This is a genomic window from Paenibacillus sp. Soil724D2, from assembly GCF_001427935.1.
In the GTDB taxonomy this organism is placed as follows: Bacteria; Bacillota; Bacilli; order Paenibacillales; family NBRC-103111; genus Paenibacillus_E.
On sequence record NZ_LMRY01000056.1, the window covers coordinates 360,861 to 378,365 of the forward strand.

The window sequence follows — 17,505 nt, forward strand, 5'->3', positions numbered from 1 at the left end:
CTAAAACAGTGCGCTGTCACGATCATAGAGTCTGATCAAAAAGTTAGATGCAAGAACCAGGACAAATCCAACGCATGATTGGTACAATCCTACAGCGGAAGACATCCCGAAATCGCTCATACTTTTCAGAGATCTGTAAACATAGGTGTCGATTACATTTGTGGCACTGAACAGCACGCCTGACTCCTTGGGCAGGTTATAAAACAATCCCCAATCCCCAAATGCAGCGTAAAAGATTTTTCCAGCCTGAAGAAGCAGTAAAGTGAGCGTGATCGGTACTAGCATTGGAATGGTAATCTTGATGGCTTGTTGAAACTTGCTTGCCCCATCCATTTTCGCAGCTTCATAATACTCTCCGGAAATCCCTGCAATTCCTGCCGCAAAAATAACCGAGAAGTAGCCGATGTTCTTCCATACATAAGCCGCAGGTATAATAAACCGCCAATAGCTGGGTTCTGAATACCACAGAACAGGCTCAATCCCAAATACATTCAGAAAACTGTTTATTATTCCTTTGTCCATGCTTAGAAAAGAAAATAATAAATATTCTGCTACCACCCAAGACAAGAGATATGGAAGCAATATGATGCTTTTATAAGCTCCTGCAAGAAAGCGATTGCCTATTTCGTTTATCAGAATGGCAATGATGAGTGATAAACCAATTCCTAATATAATGAAGATTAAGTTATAGAAGATCGTATTGAATGTAATTTGAAAAATAGCATCCGATTTGAATAGAAACTTAAAATTCGTAAATCCAATCCATTTACTCTTGAAAATCCCTTTAATCGGATTATACTCTTCAAAAGCGATGACAACGCCGAACATAGGCAGGTAATACATGACAAGAATGTAGATCAGTCCGGGAAGCATCATAAAGTAAAATGTCTTATTCTTAACAAGTTCTCCTATTACAGGTATAGAGTGACGAACTTTTCCTCGTTTTTTGAATTTGTGTTGCAATGTAACATTACTCATTGGCATTCTCCTTAGGTAGGCAATCTAAATTATTTTGGTACCCCCATCATAAGTCTCGTCTATCCAAATTGAATACAATAAAAAGAGATAAAACTACAATTTTTAAATTTTGGATGGCTACAAAAATTAACAAAACTCTAAATAATAAACCTTTAACGGCTTTTTTATTGAGATATTTAGGTGGATATAATACATTTAATGTACGTAAGAGAACGAAAATACGAGACGAGGGTGGTCAGCATGAATAGCGTGGTCTCTAGAAGAAAGATAAGTATCTATAAAAAATTATTAATCTCATTTATTGCTATTATCACGTCTTTGATTTTGGCGCTCTCTTCATTGCTGTACTACAACTACACCACCTCAACCAGTGCTATGGTTAAAGGCATGAACGAAAACATCTTGTCCAAGATCAGCTACAGCTCGGTTTATATGGACAATCTCGCTAAGAATTTTTGCAAATCGCTGTCCCTCAACAACTACATCATTGCTTTTGCAAACAGTAACAATGAAGATATTCTAACTTTTGGCAACGCCATCAGGACTCTGGATGCGCTCACGATCCCCAACACGTACATTCATTCCGCTTATATCTATAATAGGAAGCTTGACACTTTCATTTCAGCGCCAGGCACATTTTATTACAGTTCCGAATTCTTTGACCAAGAAATTGTTCAAGCTTTACATGTGGCCGAGCAAAAGAAGCTACCGATTCTTTATCCCATTCCACGTAAAATCACAAATCCAAATGGCACCCAGACGAAACTCACAAATGTCTATACGTATATTTTGTTAGACACGAGTGACAATCAAGCAAACTTTAATAATGCAATCGTACTAAATGTTGATGCGGACTGGTTGAGATTGACGATCACTTCCTTGGATAATAAAATGAGCAGCGATGGCAATGAAATTATGGTTGTAGATGATAAAGGGGTCGTCATTAGCGAGTCGTCCCCAGATATGTTCATGGAAAATATTGCAGATCAAAACTACATGCATCAAATCCTTTCTTCAACAGCTCCTTCCGGCACGATCATTGATCAGCTTCATCAAAAAAAAGTGCTTGTCTCCTATGTATCTTCCGAGATATTAAGGTGGAAGTTTCTGAGTATTACACCGTATGAGACTGTTTTTTCCGCAGTGAGAAGAAACACCTATATCACCTTATTATTCTGTCTTATCGTACTACTCTTAGGCGTGTTCTTTGCCTTTCTCGCTTCAAGAAAGCTTTACCAGCCCATTGGTGCTCTCATCAATAAAACGAATGATTTGGAAACTATGCAGCGTGACAACACTCCCGTCCTAAAGAACGATTTCCTAAAAAAAGTGATAAACGGGCACGTTATTCTTTCCTCAGAGCGCATGGCTGCGAAAGAACAAGAGCTTCTTATTAATTTGAATTTTAGAAATAAGCTGTTTCTGTATCTATTAAAAATTGATTACTATCAAGATTTTGTAGCGAAGTACACGGATAAGGACCGATCGATTTACAAGTATGCTATTGCAAATGTAGCTGGAGAAGTTACTTCACAGCATTATAGTAATGAAGTGATCGATATTGGGGCCGACCAACTTGTCGTTCTGGTAGACCTTACCGATTCACCTGATCCTCCAGACATCTTGTATGAAACTTTTGAGAGCATCGTGGCTGACATTCAGAGCCATAGCCATCAGTACTTTGACTTATCCTTATCGGCATCGCTTGGCTATGTTGTAGATTCAGCAGAACATATCAAGCAGGTCTATGAAGAAACATTGGGCCTTTCCATGTACAGATTGAAATATGGGCACTCTAGCATTTTGACTCCAACACTATTGCAAGAAGTAAATGATGTTGCCTTTATGTTTCCGGCTGCAAAGGAAAAACAGCTTATAGACGCTCTTAAGCTAGGAAATGGTGAAACCGCAAAGGAATTATACCGAGACATGATTAGAACTATGGAGCATGCTTCTTACGGCAACATTATCAATTCTATTATTTATCTGAGTTACTCCCTCCACACTTCCATGAATCAGATCGTCGAAGGGTCACAATCGAAGCTTAATTCAATCTCCATTGATTTTCTTAAACATGTTACGGGGCTGGAGACATTGGATGAGCTCGAGCGATCATTTTTCAGTTTGTTCGATGACATTATTCATTTAAAAGAAGGTGCCAAAGACAAAAAGAAGAATGAGATCGTCAGCACAGTGGTAGACATGATTCAGAATATGTTTCCCGATAAGAATCTTTCCCTAAGTAGCTGCGCAGATGCGTTGTCCATCTCTTCTGTGTACCTCGGCAAGCTATTTCGGACTTCAACTGGTAAATCGGTAGCCGAATATATAACAACTGTACGTATGGAACATATGAAGCATTATTTAGAGCAGACTAACCTGCCTATTAACGATATTTTAGAGAAATGCGGCATTGAGAAGTCGAATTATTTTTATACGACCTTTAAAAAGCACTTCGGGGTTTCGCTGACAGAATACAGATTAAAGGATGTTAAAGTAAACCAAGACAGAAACACTTCCATTTAGTCGGTAAAGAGAACCAAAGAGCCATTGCTAACTCACACGTTAGGCAATGGCTCTCTTGCATTATATTAAATCTGTCTGCTTTATAGTTACACTGTATTACATGGAATTGTTGTTTTCTTGTCATGATTGATTAGGACATGTTACACTATTCTGAGCTAATCATCAGGAGGCAGCAGACGATGAAATTCTTACAAGATGTAGAATTACACGAAATCCCCTATCGCTTTAGCTATCGCAAGATAACGACAGAGAATTATAAAGGATTCTACCATTGCCATCAGGGGATGGAATTTTTATATGTGTATCAAGGCACTGGGCAAATTGTGGTGAATAGCAAAGTCTACACGATTCAGTCTGGCACCTTCCTCTACCTGCAACCATATCAATTACATCACATTCAAGTTGAAGTTCATCCGGATGCCCCATTCGAACGAACGATTATCTCCTTAGAGCCCTCTATATTTGAACCCTATTTTGCTTCATTTCCACACTTGAATGCTTATTTTCAGCATTTATGGAAAAAGGAACTCGAAGAGCAGGTGCTCCAACAAATTGATAATAATAGCTTTATCAGCCAATTATTTCAGCATCATCATGCAGGATTTTCCATATATCAGCACGATGCCAAACAGCAAAATTTCGCTTTACTCCTGCTGCAGATTTTTCAATTTCTCTATGCAAAAGGATTTGGAAATCCAATTGAAAATGGAAATGGATTTAATCCACATAGACAGCTTCGTTATTCTGAAAAAATCATGAATTGGCTAGAGGGGCATTATTCAGAAGAAATTTCACTCGATACGTTAGCGGATCATCTGCATATATCCAAATATTATGTTTCACGTATCTTTAAACAAGAAACCGGCGCTACGTTGATGGATTATATTCTCGCGAGACGAATCAGACAAGCCTGTCTATTTTTAATAACTAGCAACAAAGGGATTGAACAGATCAGCATTGAGGTGGGGATGAACAATTTCCCGTATTTCTGCCAGGCTTTCAAAAAGCTTGTAGGCACGACACCGATGAAATATAGAAAAAAACTACAACAGCATGATTGACGGACAACAATTCATATTTCTTTAGTCGTTTTTCAGAAAGCATTTCCAATCGACGTAATCGGTATAAAAATTTGATAAAGTGGAAAACTATTCCTTGTTGTTATTTTTAATAAAGGAGGTGTCACATGCCCAATCAAGATAATCAAGCAACAAAGGCAGAAGTACAGTCTACGGAGTTAAACAAAATGCCTGTCCCAGGTAAAGATGATACGGAATTTTCCGCAGAGGAAGCAGCAGAGGCATTTAAAGAAAATCAATCCTCCAGCAGCAGCTCACAAAATCAATGATCTTACTATGTCATGCGAAAAAAGCCCGGTTCCACTTGGACCGGGCTTTTCGTTTTCTATAAAATTATTTTTCGCAACAAATTGTCAGATTAATGACCAACCATTATTGGAATTTCTGCACCGTCCGTGGACTCGCCTTCCGACTTCTTGGGCTTTTGCAGCATAAGACCTAGCAATCCGCCGACAACCGCGATACCCAGCAGAACTAAGAACGTGTATCCAAAGGAAGAAGCATACAAGTCTAAATCCGGCTTCTGCTTACCTGATTCAACCATTAAATTTTTCATCTTCGTTGTAAAGATCGTCATCAAAATGGCGATAGCGAAGGACATCATAACTTGCTGTGCGGCGTTCGTTAGCGACGTTACACGCCCAACCAAATTCTGAGGTGCTGATTGGATCAAATGATTATTGAGAGGCATCATAAACAGTCCCATTCCCGCACCTAGCAGTGCAAGCGGCAGGATCACTGTACCTACACCTGAATCGCCAGAAATATTGGATAGTAACAAGGCTGAAATCGTTGTAAGAGCCATTCCCGCCAAGACAAGCGGACGCGCTCCGAAACGATCTGACAGTTTACCGCCAATTGGCATAAATAAACCGGAAGCCAGAGCTTGCGGAAGCATGATGAGCCCTGTCTTCAAAGGACTATAACCATGGGCCTGTTGTAAATATAGAGGGACAAGGAACATAGTTCCGAACATCGCAATCTGTGAAATCCATTGCACGATGATCCCTTTTGTAAAATTACCTGAGCGGAAAACGCGAAGCTCGAGCAGCGGATTCTCACGTCTTAACTCCACAATAACGAATAAAATAAGCGCTACAATACCGATTCCTGAGCCAATCAGCGTATCAGCATCCATCCAAGTGGATTTCCCGGTAATCGGGTCAATACCGCCATTAGAAACACCGTACACTAGCGCTGCAAAAGCAATTGGACCTAACAGCATGCCAAGTAAATCCAAGGATGCAACCGACTGCCGCCCAATATTCGGTAATGTACGGATTCCGAGGATAATACCGATGACACCGATAGGCAGGTTAATCAGGAAGATCCACTGCCAGCTGTGATATTCAACCAACCAGCCTGCAACGACAGGTCCTAGTGCCGGACCTAGCAAGATTGGAATCCCCATCATGCCCATAACTGCCCCTACTTTTCCCGGCGGCGACAGACGATAGATGAATGCCATAGCAATCGGTACCACAACACCGCCACCCAGGCCTTGGATGATACGGAAAGTAATCAGCATTTCAACCGAATTAGCCAGCGCACATAGGCCAGAACCGATCGTGAATAGACCTACCGAGATCAAGAAAATTTTCTTAGCGCCAAATCTGTCGGATAGCCAGCCCGCTAAAGGAATGACCGCGGCTTGTGCCAGTGCATATCCGATCACGGTCCATTGTACTAAGGACAAGTTCAATAGTTTAAATTCTTCCTGCAGCTTGGGAAGAGCAACGTTTACCGCCGTTCCGTCCAATATGACCATGAAAATCCCAACCACAATTGCTACCAAAGGCCCTAGTATGCTTCGCATTGAAAACGGGGCTTCTGTTGCTGCATTGTTATTACCTGAAGACATGTATTCCCTCCATCCGATTCAGCATCCTCTGCTGATCTCTCTTGTCTAATGCTAAATTTACGGACAATTGTCCGTTTCACAAATGATGCTATCGAAATATAGTTTATTTGTCAATAGGCTGGGAGATGTTCTCGGCACGGAGATAGCCTACGCGCTGATTCGGAACTTAGAAGATGATTTTCAGGCAACTTCGGTTTGGTTTGGCCTTCATTCTTGCTTCTATTATCTTTCCCGTCACCATTGTTGATGCAAACCAAATTACTCTCAAAACGTATATGCTTACATTCATTTGCTTATCCGTGAAATGTTGTATTTTGGAGACTGTCGATTGATTCACAACGGGTATTCACAACTCCAAAATGTGATTTTAGAGTCATTCAGCTTTCGTGAGGGCAGATGGGCAATAGTGATTACCAATGTTGTATTTTCTACAACAATTCACACGCCAAAAGGCTATTTTGCAACTTGAAGTTGCATTTCGTACAACATTTTGAGCAACATTTGTTGTGAAATGGTCTATATTGGGCCAAATTGTTGTACAATCTGCAACATCGAGGGGTGAAAGGCTGGATCTAGGCATCAATTGTTGCACTTTTTAGTCAATTTCATAATAAAAGTCCGATTTTTCCAAGTATGGATTCGGGAGAAAAGCAGTTGAATAAGAGCCTTTAGAGACTGCTATTTCTTCATTTCCAGCGTATTTTGTAAAAATAAGAGTCTGTAGAGGCTCTTATCCGTCAAGTAAAGTGTGAACTCGGGAGAAAAGCAATCGGATAAGAGCCTTTAGAGACTGCTATCTCTTCATTTTCACCGTATTATGTAAAAATAGAAGTCCCTAAAGACTCTTAACGTTCAAATGAAGTGTGGGATAAGAGCCTTTAGAGACTGCTATCTCTTCATTTTCACCGTATTATGTAAAAATAGAAGTCCCTAAAGACTCTTAACGTTCAAATGAAGTGTGGATTCGATAGAAATATCATCGGATAAACCTTAAGGAGCTAATTTCACTATTAAAGCACTATTTTCCCACAAGGCGCCATAAACATCGTACGAGCTATTGACATTCAAACCGATTACAGAATTCAGAAAGGGATTTAACCACTTAAATGCCCTGATTTCTAGTACTAAAACGGAGAATAACATGAAATTCTTGGCACCCAATGGATATCTTGGGTAGGTGACTGTTTTTGAATGCGCTATAAGTCCTTATGTAGCAAGGGTTGGAATTATGAAATTGATTCCTTTTTACAACATTATTCTACCGCGAATGAATGAATCGACGGTCTCTTTTGCACAACTTTAGGCAAGGTAATCCGCACTTTCCACAGAACTGTTTCAAAAAATACAACAATTCCAGCCAAAAGCAGCTCTAAAGCATGAAAAAAGGCTAAATTGGGGTAAGCTTAGACTTACCCCTTAATCACTCTAGCGCGCAAAAAAGGAGCTGCCGAAGCAGCTCCTTCCCGCTAAAGAATCAACTTAATAATCTTCGACTCCGCCGGTTCCAAGCGAACGCTTATGTCTCCTGATGACTGATTGGCGGTTCCCTCCCATAGATCATGCAGCTCATAAGTCGCATTTTTGGGCAGACCCATACGCTCGATGGATATACGTTTCTCAACCGTTTCATCTTTATTATAGTTAAACACAGCTATATAACAGTCGTCATCTGCCATTTGGAAAAAAACATCATCAGACGCCGCATCGGTATTTCCCTCAAGCGGAACAAAACTTCTTCCTGTCTTTGCAATTTTTAGAAGCTCCGCCCGGGTTAACCAGTCCTCTGCCCTGATTCTTGCTTCCTCCTTACGGAAATCGTCCCCCATCAGAAGAACCGTTCCGGCAATAAGGGAAGCGTTTAGACGACTCCTGCCTTCCTGAACCATCGTAGGTTCTTGGTTAAAGCTTTTGTACAGAACCGTATGGTCAGGATCATTGAAAGGATAGATGGTCCCATTCATCCACCAACCATATGTTAGTGAATTCAACATATACTCCGTATCTTTCAGTGTACCGAAAGCATCACATGAGATGCGCCTGCTATGGGCGTATTGATGTGGAAACATCGGCGCGATGGACAAGTTGATAAAGAATGGACGTCCGATAACCTTGGGATCAAGCCTATTCTTGATCAACGCCATGCCAAGGTTGTACGCTTGAAGCCCTGTACGCACTTCTTTATCGAAGTGCACGCCTTCCAAAGCACCGTGTCCAAGGAAGTCGAGTTTAATGTACTCGAACCCCCACCTGACAAACCGTTCAAGATGCCACTCCGTCCGCATCAGATTGCCAGGGTGCGTAGGATCAATCGCAAGTCCGCCGTCTAAATCGGGCAAAATTTGCCTTTGCTCATCACGCAGCAGGAGATCACGGTATGTATACTTACCGTCCGTGCCTTCCACAACCCGATCGAAATCGTTCCCCCAGAAGGCAAAAGGCGTCCAATAAATACCGGGCTTTTGTCCATTGTCGCGAACGTAACGCACAGCGTCTTCGAGCTGCTGCTGTGTTAAGTTCGTCCAGAAGGAATCAAAGTTAATATAAACTGTCCCCTGATGATGAAACCCGCCATCGTGCAAGCTTTTTAAGAAGTCCGACGTATGGGTGTAAAGCTCGTAATCGAGCTCTCCCCCTGCCGCCGACCAGCTATTCCATCCAAATGGAACGCCGTGTTCCCATTGAAGAGGTGGAGCTATCACAGCATTGGCTTTTCCGTATTCTTCTAGTCCGGTTCTGTAATCCGCATACATACCCACAAAGATACGCGGTGAAGCAATCGTTTTGCCGATCAGCGTACCGTGAGGAATGCTATCGCGCGTATACTCGCCTGCTGCTCCACCGTATACCTCCAGATGATGAATAGCCGCTCCTTCATGTCCGATCACTTTCAGACCGGTTTTCCATGTATCATGGGTAACCGAACCAACAACTAGCCCTTTTCTCGATGCAGGTTCGAAAATAGCCGTTACCTCATAGCTTTCCAGCTGGTTCGGCATGGCGGTTGATTCGTAACGTACCCACTTATCGTTATCGAAAGGCACCAACAACGCGCGCAGTTCCTCTGCCGCTATTTCCAAAGAAATCGCCGATGATCCCTTAGCTGCGTCCGCTGTCAATGGAGACATATAGTTTGTCTCCAATGCTTCCGATACACCCTCCATCTCAACCCGAACGAAAAAGTATGGCACTTTTTCATAAAGCCAAAACGTCTGCGTCATGACCGGAAGCAATTCAGCCGAATGAATCACAGAGAAGCGGCAGCCTGTACCGAAATCATCATGGATCATTTGAGTGCTGCTAGCGGCCAGTTTGTGCTCCGAATATTCGGTCGAAGCAACGTATTTGCCTCCTTCGATCCGCGCTGCGCTGTAAGCGCCGCTCAAGCAGCTACCGGAATCCCATTCATAATCGGTTAATCCGCTCGCCAGATCGACGATTATTCGGCATATCCCATTTTCTCCAACCACTTGCCCATTTAACTCTTGAATGGTAATCGTACTGGTTGTCATCATAATCCTGCTCCCTTCATGCCTATAGACATTTAAATGAAGAAGGAAGCCGGAACGGTGCCTCGGCTTCCTGATCTGCATCCTCTCTTATTTCCAAAGATCCATGCGTTTCTTGTAGTTGTCGTTAATGATTTTCTCCACTTTCTCATCGCCAGCTGCCTTCATATCGGCAAGCATTTTATCGAATAGAGCGGCTGCATCCGTATCGGACTTGGAGATGATGACTTTCGTAATCGTTTGGCTCATAATATCTGAAATTTTCTGGCTAACGAGCGCATCCGGGGTGCCGCCGGCAGGGCCGAGATTATCATAAGCCGATGTTTCCCACACCGTATCGGACAAGTTCTTCAGAGCCATCTGGTCGATCTCGCCACGCTGGTAACGGCCCGGCAAATCATACGGAGTACCGTCGGAGCCTTTACCGTTCTTCACGAACCAAGTCCATTTGCGAATACCTGTTTTCTTCGCGAAGTTATCCCAATCGTCTTTAAAGCCTTGAAGAACTTCCGGACGCGGCGTATGCTTGCCGTCCTTCATATCCCAGTGCACTCCCTCTATTCCCCACATCAGAAGGTATTGGCCTTCTTCGCTAGCTAGGAAGTCAATGAGTTTCATCGTTCTTTCTGGGTTTTTATTCGTTTTTGTGATCGCAATCGCATCCCAGCCTAGCGAGCTTTTTGGCCCTAATGTCGTTTTTGCCGGGTCAACGCCAGGTCCCACGAGCTTATACGGGTAGAGCTGCTTTTCAGGTCCGCCTGCTTTCTTAAGCACACCGTTAGGCGTTCCGAAATCCCAATAAGCGCCTGGTGATGCAAATACGAGTCCATTAGAAATTTTTTGCTCCCACGTTTGTTTCTTGTTGACTGGCCATTCCGGATCAATCAAACCCTCTCGGTACAGCTTATTCAAGTACATCAGCATGTCCTTATATTTCGGGTCCTTCACATCGTACTTCAGGGCTCCATTATCTTCGAAATAAGTCTTCATCCCCCACATGCCTTTAAACGTTCCGAGCACAGCGCCCATATTTTCACCGTTAAAGCTCATCGGGAATACATCTTTGCCGTCCGCTTTACCAAGCTTTGTTTTGAAATCCTTCAGCAGCGCCTCGAATTCATCTGCCGTGAACGGCTTTCCGCCTTCAGCTTTGTCCGGAGCAATCTCTTTAAGCCAATCCTTGCGCATATTCATGCCGAATACAGGCTCATTCTCCGGGCCGTACCAGTTAGAAAGATAGTAGTTTTTCCCGTCGGTAAACCGTGTCTTTTTCAAAGTGTCCCCATACATTTTCTGCACGTTGGGACCGTATTTCGCAATCAGATCATCCAGCGGAATAATCGCCCCTGCGGCGATGTACTTACTAACGATATCTCCTCCGCGGTCCATTAGCACAAGATCCGGCAAATCGCTGCTGGCGAGCATCAGATTCAGCTTTTCTGAAGGATTGCCCGTTGGCTGCTGAATTTCGATCGTAACACCTGTCCGTTTCGTTATTTCCTTGGCAACCTCGTTCGTGAAGGCGTCGCCTGTATTTTTATCAAAGAACGTCATTTTAATCGGTGTTATATCGTTTGCTTTACTATCGGTTGAGGCAGCTGGCTTAACGCTTGGCGAAGCCGTATTTTCTTTGGTAGAGCAACCAGCGATGACGGAACCCAAAAGAACCGTTGAAAGCAGTACGTTGAACGTTTTCTTGGTCTTGAACATGGATTAAAATCCCCCTTGACTAATTGTATTGAAAACAATCGATTACCTTTTATTGGATATTGTCCTATCCTCTGCGGATTGTGCTCTCAACCACCGCCTTTCAAGAATGAGAAAGCTGGATTAGGCTTTAACTGCTCCCACGGTCATACCTTTAACAAAATACTTTTGCAGGAACGGATATACAATGACAATGGGCAGTGTTGCGACGATCGTTGCAGCCATGCGGATCGAATCTGACGATACGGCGAGGCGTTTGGCGGAATCCGCCATCTGCTGCGCATCCGACACCATTGATGATGTCTGATACTGATTCAAAATTTTGACGAGAACGGCCTGCAGCGTCTTAAGTTCAGGCTTATAGGTGAATACATAGGAATCGAACCAAGAATTCCAATGGCCGATCGCCGTAAACAACCCAATCGTAGCAAGTACCGGAGTCGTCAGCGGCAATACGATCTTGATGAAAATTTGCAGATCGTTCGCGCCGTCCATCTTTGCAGATTCATCTAATTCCCCAGGAAGTTGCTGAATAAATGTACGTACCAATATCATAAAAAACACATTCATAAGACCTGGCGCAATATACACCCAGAAGGTATCTATCAGGTGAAGACTCTTTAAGATCATATAGTAAGGGATTAAGCCGCCGCCGAAATACATCGTAAAGATGAAGAAAAGTGTGATGAACTTCCCGCCGACCAAATCACGCTTGCTGAGCGGGTAAGAAAGCAGACTGATTACCAGAACGGCGAGGGGGGTGCCGATCAGTGTGCGTGCTAATGTCACTTTGACCCCATTGAGGATTTCTTGATCGGATAATATTTGCGTATAGCTTGTAAAGGAAAACTCCCTCGGCCAGAAATAAATGCCACCACGGATCGTATCATCTGCACTGTTTACAGACAGCACGAGAATGTTCCAGAAGGGGTAGAACGTTGCGATAAATACCAGAAGGAGGAACACATAAACGAACCCGGCGAAGACGATATCGCCACGCGATCTTGTTCTCATTCATACCCACCCTTTCCTATCTTTTCGTTTTAGAACAATGATTGTTGATTCATTCGCTTGGACAATGTATTAACGCTGATAACCAAAATGAAGGCAATGACCGATTTGAACAACCCAACCGCAGCGCCATAAGAGAACATGCCGTTCTGCAGTCCGTAGCGGTACGTATAGGTATCGATAACGTCAGAATATTTCAAGATGGTGTTGTTTTGCAACAAATACTGCTGATCGAAACCCGCGTTCAAGATACCGCCAATTGACAAAATAGCCAGAATTACGATCGTTGGGCGTAAAGACGGAAGTGTGACGTGAAACATTTGGCGCAATCGGCTGGCACCGTCAACTCTTGCTGCTTCATATAGTTCGGGATTAATAGCGGCAATTGCAGCCAAATACATGATTGCGTTAAATCCCATATCCTTCCACATATTGGAGACAGCAATGATCCCCCAGAAGTAATGGCCATTTTGGAAAAATTGTACCGGTTCCTCCGTGATGTGCAAAAGCATCAGTAACTTGTTGATCAGCCCCTGCGAGGATAGCAGCGTTATGATGATGTTTGCTGCTATGACCCAAGATATAAAGTGAGGCAGATACGATACCGTTTGTACCACTTTTTTGAATAAGCCGCTCTTCACCTCATTAATCATTAAGGCCAGCACAATCGGAGCCGGAAATCCAATCAACAGCGATAAGAAGCTCTGCGCAATCGTATTGCGCATGATGATATAAAAATCACCACTGGTAAAGAAGTATCGAAACCACTCGAAACCGACAAACTTGCTCGCAAAAAATTGGTGGATAAAGGAACCACCGCCGGGCGAGTAATTGATGAACGCCATGTACAAGCCGAACATCGGACCATATGAAAATAAGATGGTAGAGATGAAGGCGGGCAGGATCATTAAGTATAAATATTTTTGTCCTTTCATCCTTTTCAGTCGCGCTTCCATACGTATAACCCGCCTTTTCCAGGCTGCGGCGGCTTGTGCCGCTCAGTCACAACCAATCATTTTGTATACTCTCATTATAGGAATGAGCAGAAAACAATTCCATACAAGCATCTTCAGAAACGTATTCCAAATGAACGATCCTTTTGAGAAGTCATTGTTTATTTGAGTTATACGTTTTACAATAAATTTGAGTAATATCAGCGTTTGGAAAGGTGGGAACGCTTTCAATGTACAGTATACTGCTTGTAGACGATGAAAAAATGGAGCTCGAGATGCTGGCCGATTACGTTCGTTGGGGAGATATGGGCATTCGTGTTGCTGGAACGGCGAAGAACGGCAGAGAAGCGCTTCAGCGCATGGAAGAACTTCGACCTGATATCATATTAACGGACGTTCGTATGCCGATTATGGATGGACTGGAATTTAGCAGGCGGGCCAAACAAATCAATCGCAATGTCCAGATCGTATTCCTAAGTGGACACGATGAGTTTCAATATATTAAAGCAGCACTTTCCGTGGAAGCGATCGGCTATTTGTTGAAGCCCCTTGATATGGGAGAGCTACAGCAATTAATGGAGAAAGTCAAACAGAAATGCAAGGAATTCCGGATTTCTTCCCAAACCTCTGAAGTACTAAAAGAGACCTATCTGAAGGAGCTGGTCTTGGAAAGCAGTCCCATAGTTAGATCCCAATGGATTGATAAAATGTTACTACTGCCATCTATGATACCTTCGAGCGGTTTTTTTCAAATATTATATATAACAGTTGACCCATCCAGCAATTATGGTGTGGAGCTCGTGTCACTTATCCGCAATTTAACACAGGCGGAAATCCCCCGCTCCTTTCTCTGTCAAATCAAGGAAGGAACATTCGTACTTATCTGCAATAAGCTTGATACCTCGTCATTAGAACTTTGCCATGCTGCGGAGCAACTGATTCGGTATGTAAACGACAGCAACGACGCTATCCTTTCAATCGGCGTATCCGACGTTGGTATGGGTCTCGAAAGCCTATACGATTTATGTGCAGGCGCAAAACGAGCGAATGAAAGCAAATTTTATTACGGCTTGGGATCGTGTACAAAGGCCAATCAAGCTGTCGAGCCAGTCTTCAAAGAGGTGAACACTGAACCGGCAATTGTATCACTTTGTCATGCCATTTCACATTTGCAGGAATCTGCGGCTATCACCGTGATTCAAGACTTCTTTGATACTATGCGCACCTCGAAGGTCGACCGGGACCTGGTATGTTCAAGCTCGTTGCGGCTTATTACGGCCATTGAGCAGCATTTTGCCAATTTACTCGGGGGTGACTCCGTCAATTCGATGTATGTCGACGATTGGAAGCGTATCGCCAATTACTCCACCATAAATGAAATCGAAAATCACATCTTGGAGGTCTGCCATTCCATCCTTTCCCTAATGAAGGAAAAGGACAAGGACAAGAATCTTCATATCATTCATCAAATCGCAAACCTCATCGACCGCAGCTTCAGCAGACAGTTGACCATCGAGGATATCGCTAAACAGGTGTATCTGTCACCCAATTACGTGCGAACCATATTTAAAGATAAAACAGGAGAAACAATATTGGAATATTTGACCCGTGTACGGATTCATCATGCTGCTGAACTGCTTAAAGACAAATCCAAAAAAATCCATGAGATTGCTGCATCCGTTGGCTACGAAAACGTCTCTTATTTTTGCTCTGTGTTTCAGAAGTTCAAAGGAACGACACCCAACGAATACAGGAAAAAACTTTTATGATACAAGCACGATTGCCAATGCCACTCCGGTTTGTAGCCAAAACATTTCTTAATCTCAGTTTGCGCAGCAAGTTGTTCGCCGTCTTTTGCATCGTTTCGATCTTACCCTTATTGTTTTTCGTCAAATATTCCTATGACACGACCAAACGGGAACTAACGACGCAAATCTATACCAATATGATTGCAACGACAGATCAGCTTAACGCCAACTTGGAAACGAAGCTAGATTCCTATTCAAAAATATCCGCATCCATTTATTTGGATAATACGCTGCGGTTGCTGCTGACCAAAGATTACACCGAAAACAGTACTGACTACTTGGATTCGTACATTTACTTCAATAATGTGATTAATAATGTACTGGCAACTAATCCCGACATCCGTGCGGTATCCATCTACACGAGCAATACGACATTTCCTGCGGACAGCGTATATATTAAGCGAATTGATGCTGCGGCAAAAGCAACCAATTGGTACGAGTCAATCTCCCATTCTTACGGGAATGTGACTTACAGCGTATCCGCAACAACTACTGGCATTGAACCTGTATTCAAGCTGGCGCGTTTGCTCAATAATAACAGCCTTAACTTTCCTTACGGTATCCTTACCTTCGATATTGCCGAAGCCGACATTTATCGGCTTATGGAAAAGGAAGATAAACAAAAAGACATTTATATCGTTAACGAAAACGGAAATATCTTATCTAACCGCAACAAAGCGCTTCTGAACCAAAATATCGGCACACTAATCCCCGGTACTTTCGGTGAGAAAAACTCAGGAAGCTTCGATAGTATGTACAATGGAGAGAAATCGCTCGTCGTTTACAACACGATCAAGAATGGCTGGAAAACGATTTCTGTCATCCCTTACAAAAGCTTTATTACCAACGCTCAAATCGCCTCCAAGCGAATTCTAATCATTGCTTTGAGCAGCATAGCGATCTCCGTTGTTTTGATTTATATAACCGCACGGTTCTTCACCAAACGGATTGAATCCCTGCTTCAAGTTATCCGGCGGGTAGAACGGGAAGATTTCAATGTCAACATGACGTTTATGGGGCATGACGAAATTGGCCAGTTATCCTTTGCATTCCAAAAAATGACAGGTCGCCTGAAAGAACTGATTAATGAGGTCTACAAGAAGGAAATTTCGAAGAAAGAAGCGGAAATGAACATGCTGCAAGCCCAAATCAATCCGCACTTTTTATACAATACGCTGGCGTCTATCTCAGCATTAGCCGTTAAGCACAGAGATAACACCATTAATGAAATGGTCTCACACCTTGCCAAGTTTTACCGGATCTCTTTAAATAAAGGAAAAATGATATTGCCCATCAGTGAAGAAATCAAACTCACCAAGTATTACATCGCCATCCAACAGATTAGGTTCGAGGGACTGCTTCGGCTCCATTATACGATTGACGATTCCGTACTTGTTTATCAGACGGTTAAGCTGGCGTTACAGCCATTTGTCGAAAATGCCATCAATCATGCCGTGTGGGACGATGAAGTTGGAATTAATATCATCATCAAGGTGTACAAGGATGATCGTGATATTTATCTGGAAGTGATCGACGACGGGATGGGCATGCAGACTGAAACACTGGAACGTGCTCTGAGTAAAATCGACAACGTCTCGGGTTATGGGATTACCAATGTTGACCAGCGAATCAAATTAGCATTTGGCGACGAATACGGTGTTACGCTTTATAGTAAGTTCGGCATCGGGACGAAGGCGCAAATTCGTATTCCGCTGCACGGTATTAGTTCGTAAGCATGATCAGACTTGCAAAATAGCCTTTTGACGAGTGAATTGTTGCAGAAAATACAACATTGATAACTCCAATGGCCTTTCTACCTTCACAAAGCTGCCGAACCTCCTAGGCCAATTTGGAATCGCCATACCCTAACCCAATAAAAATAGGTAACTAAGTGGTTGTCCCATAAGTAGAAATCTACTTGCGATAGCCCCTTTTGCTCGATTGACCTTCTAGGACACTCGAATCGGATTCAGAACGAAATTCACATGTAAAAAGAACCTCCATCTCCCATGACTTTATTAGTGGAATTGGAGGTTCTTTTGTGTACATTTGGGACATCTCAATCATGCGAACACT

Annotated in this window: 11 protein-coding genes; 5 read left to right on the plus strand and 6 right to left on the minus strand. The window is 42.9% G+C overall.

Annotated elements, in window-relative coordinates:
* A complete protein-coding gene (locus ASG85_RS31730; protein ID WP_082562538.1) occupies positions 1-978 on the minus strand; it encodes an ABC transporter permease in 978 nt (325 codons plus the stop codon).
* Positions 979-1,218: 240 nt separating this feature from the next.
* Here ASG85_RS31730 and ASG85_RS31735 point away from each other — a divergent pair, with 240 nt between their 5' ends.
* The 3 genes from ASG85_RS31735 to ASG85_RS38790 all read left to right on the plus strand — a co-directional run bounded on the left by ASG85_RS31735 (position 1,219) and on the right by ASG85_RS38790 (position 4,852).
* A complete protein-coding gene (locus tag ASG85_RS31735) occupies positions 1,219-3,504 on the plus strand; it encodes a helix-turn-helix domain-containing protein (RefSeq protein WP_060648875.1) in 2,286 nt (761 codons plus the stop codon).
* A gap of 179 nt (positions 3,505-3,683) precedes the next feature.
* Positions 3,684-4,565, plus strand: coding sequence for an AraC family transcriptional regulator (locus tag ASG85_RS31740; protein ID WP_057306720.1), 882 nt, complete (start codon positions 3,684-3,686; stop codon positions 4,563-4,565).
* A gap of 125 nt (positions 4,566-4,690) precedes the next feature.
* Positions 4,691-4,852 carry a hypothetical protein gene (locus ASG85_RS38790; RefSeq protein WP_164484193.1) on the plus strand — a complete coding sequence of 54 codons (162 nt, stop codon included), beginning with the start codon at positions 4,691-4,693 and terminating at the stop codon, positions 4,850-4,852.
* An 89-nt stretch (positions 4,853-4,941) separates the two neighbouring features.
* Here the strand turns inward: ASG85_RS38790 and ASG85_RS31745 are convergent, their stop codons facing one another.
* The 5 genes from ASG85_RS31745 to ASG85_RS31765 all read right to left on the minus strand — a co-directional run bounded on the left by ASG85_RS31745 (position 4,942) and on the right by ASG85_RS31765 (position 13,624).
* Positions 4,942-6,444, minus strand: coding sequence for an MDR family MFS transporter (locus tag ASG85_RS31745; protein ID WP_057306721.1), 1,503 nt, complete (start codon positions 6,442-6,444; stop codon positions 4,942-4,944).
* 1,466 nt (positions 6,445-7,910) lie between these two features.
* Positions 7,911-9,956: an alpha-galactosidase gene (locus ASG85_RS31750; protein WP_060648876.1), complete on the minus strand. Its 2,046-nt coding sequence runs from the start codon at positions 9,954-9,956 to the stop codon at positions 7,911-7,913.
* Positions 9,957-10,040: 84 nt separating this feature from the next.
* The gene (locus ASG85_RS31755; RefSeq protein ID WP_060648877.1) at positions 10,041-11,660 is read right to left on the minus strand and encodes an extracellular solute-binding protein; all 1,620 of its coding nucleotides are present in this window, start codon (positions 11,658-11,660) and stop codon (positions 10,041-10,043) included.
* Positions 11,661-11,780: 120 nt separating this feature from the next.
* Entirely contained in the window at positions 11,781-12,671 is an 891-nt protein-coding gene (locus tag ASG85_RS31760; protein WP_060648878.1) for a carbohydrate ABC transporter permease, read from the minus strand.
* A 29-nt stretch (positions 12,672-12,700) separates the two neighbouring features.
* The gene (locus tag ASG85_RS31765) at positions 12,701-13,624 is read right to left on the minus strand and encodes an ABC transporter permease (RefSeq protein ID WP_057306725.1); all 924 of its coding nucleotides are present in this window, start codon (positions 13,622-13,624) and stop codon (positions 12,701-12,703) included.
* 227 nt (positions 13,625-13,851) lie between these two features.
* Here ASG85_RS31765 and ASG85_RS31770 point away from each other — a divergent pair, with 227 nt between their 5' ends.
* Together ASG85_RS31770 and ASG85_RS31775 are read left to right on the plus strand one after the other, a co-directional pair.
* Positions 13,852-15,390, plus strand: a complete 1,539-nt coding sequence (locus tag ASG85_RS31770) for a response regulator transcription factor (RefSeq protein WP_060648879.1) — start codon at positions 13,852-13,854, stop codon at positions 15,388-15,390.
* Positions 15,387-17,162, plus strand: coding sequence for a sensor histidine kinase (locus ASG85_RS31775; RefSeq protein WP_060648880.1), 1,776 nt, complete (start codon positions 15,387-15,389; stop codon positions 17,160-17,162). Before ASG85_RS31770 ends, ASG85_RS31775 begins: the two co-directional genes overlap by 4 nt.
* Positions 17,163-17,505: the final 343 nt, after the last annotated feature.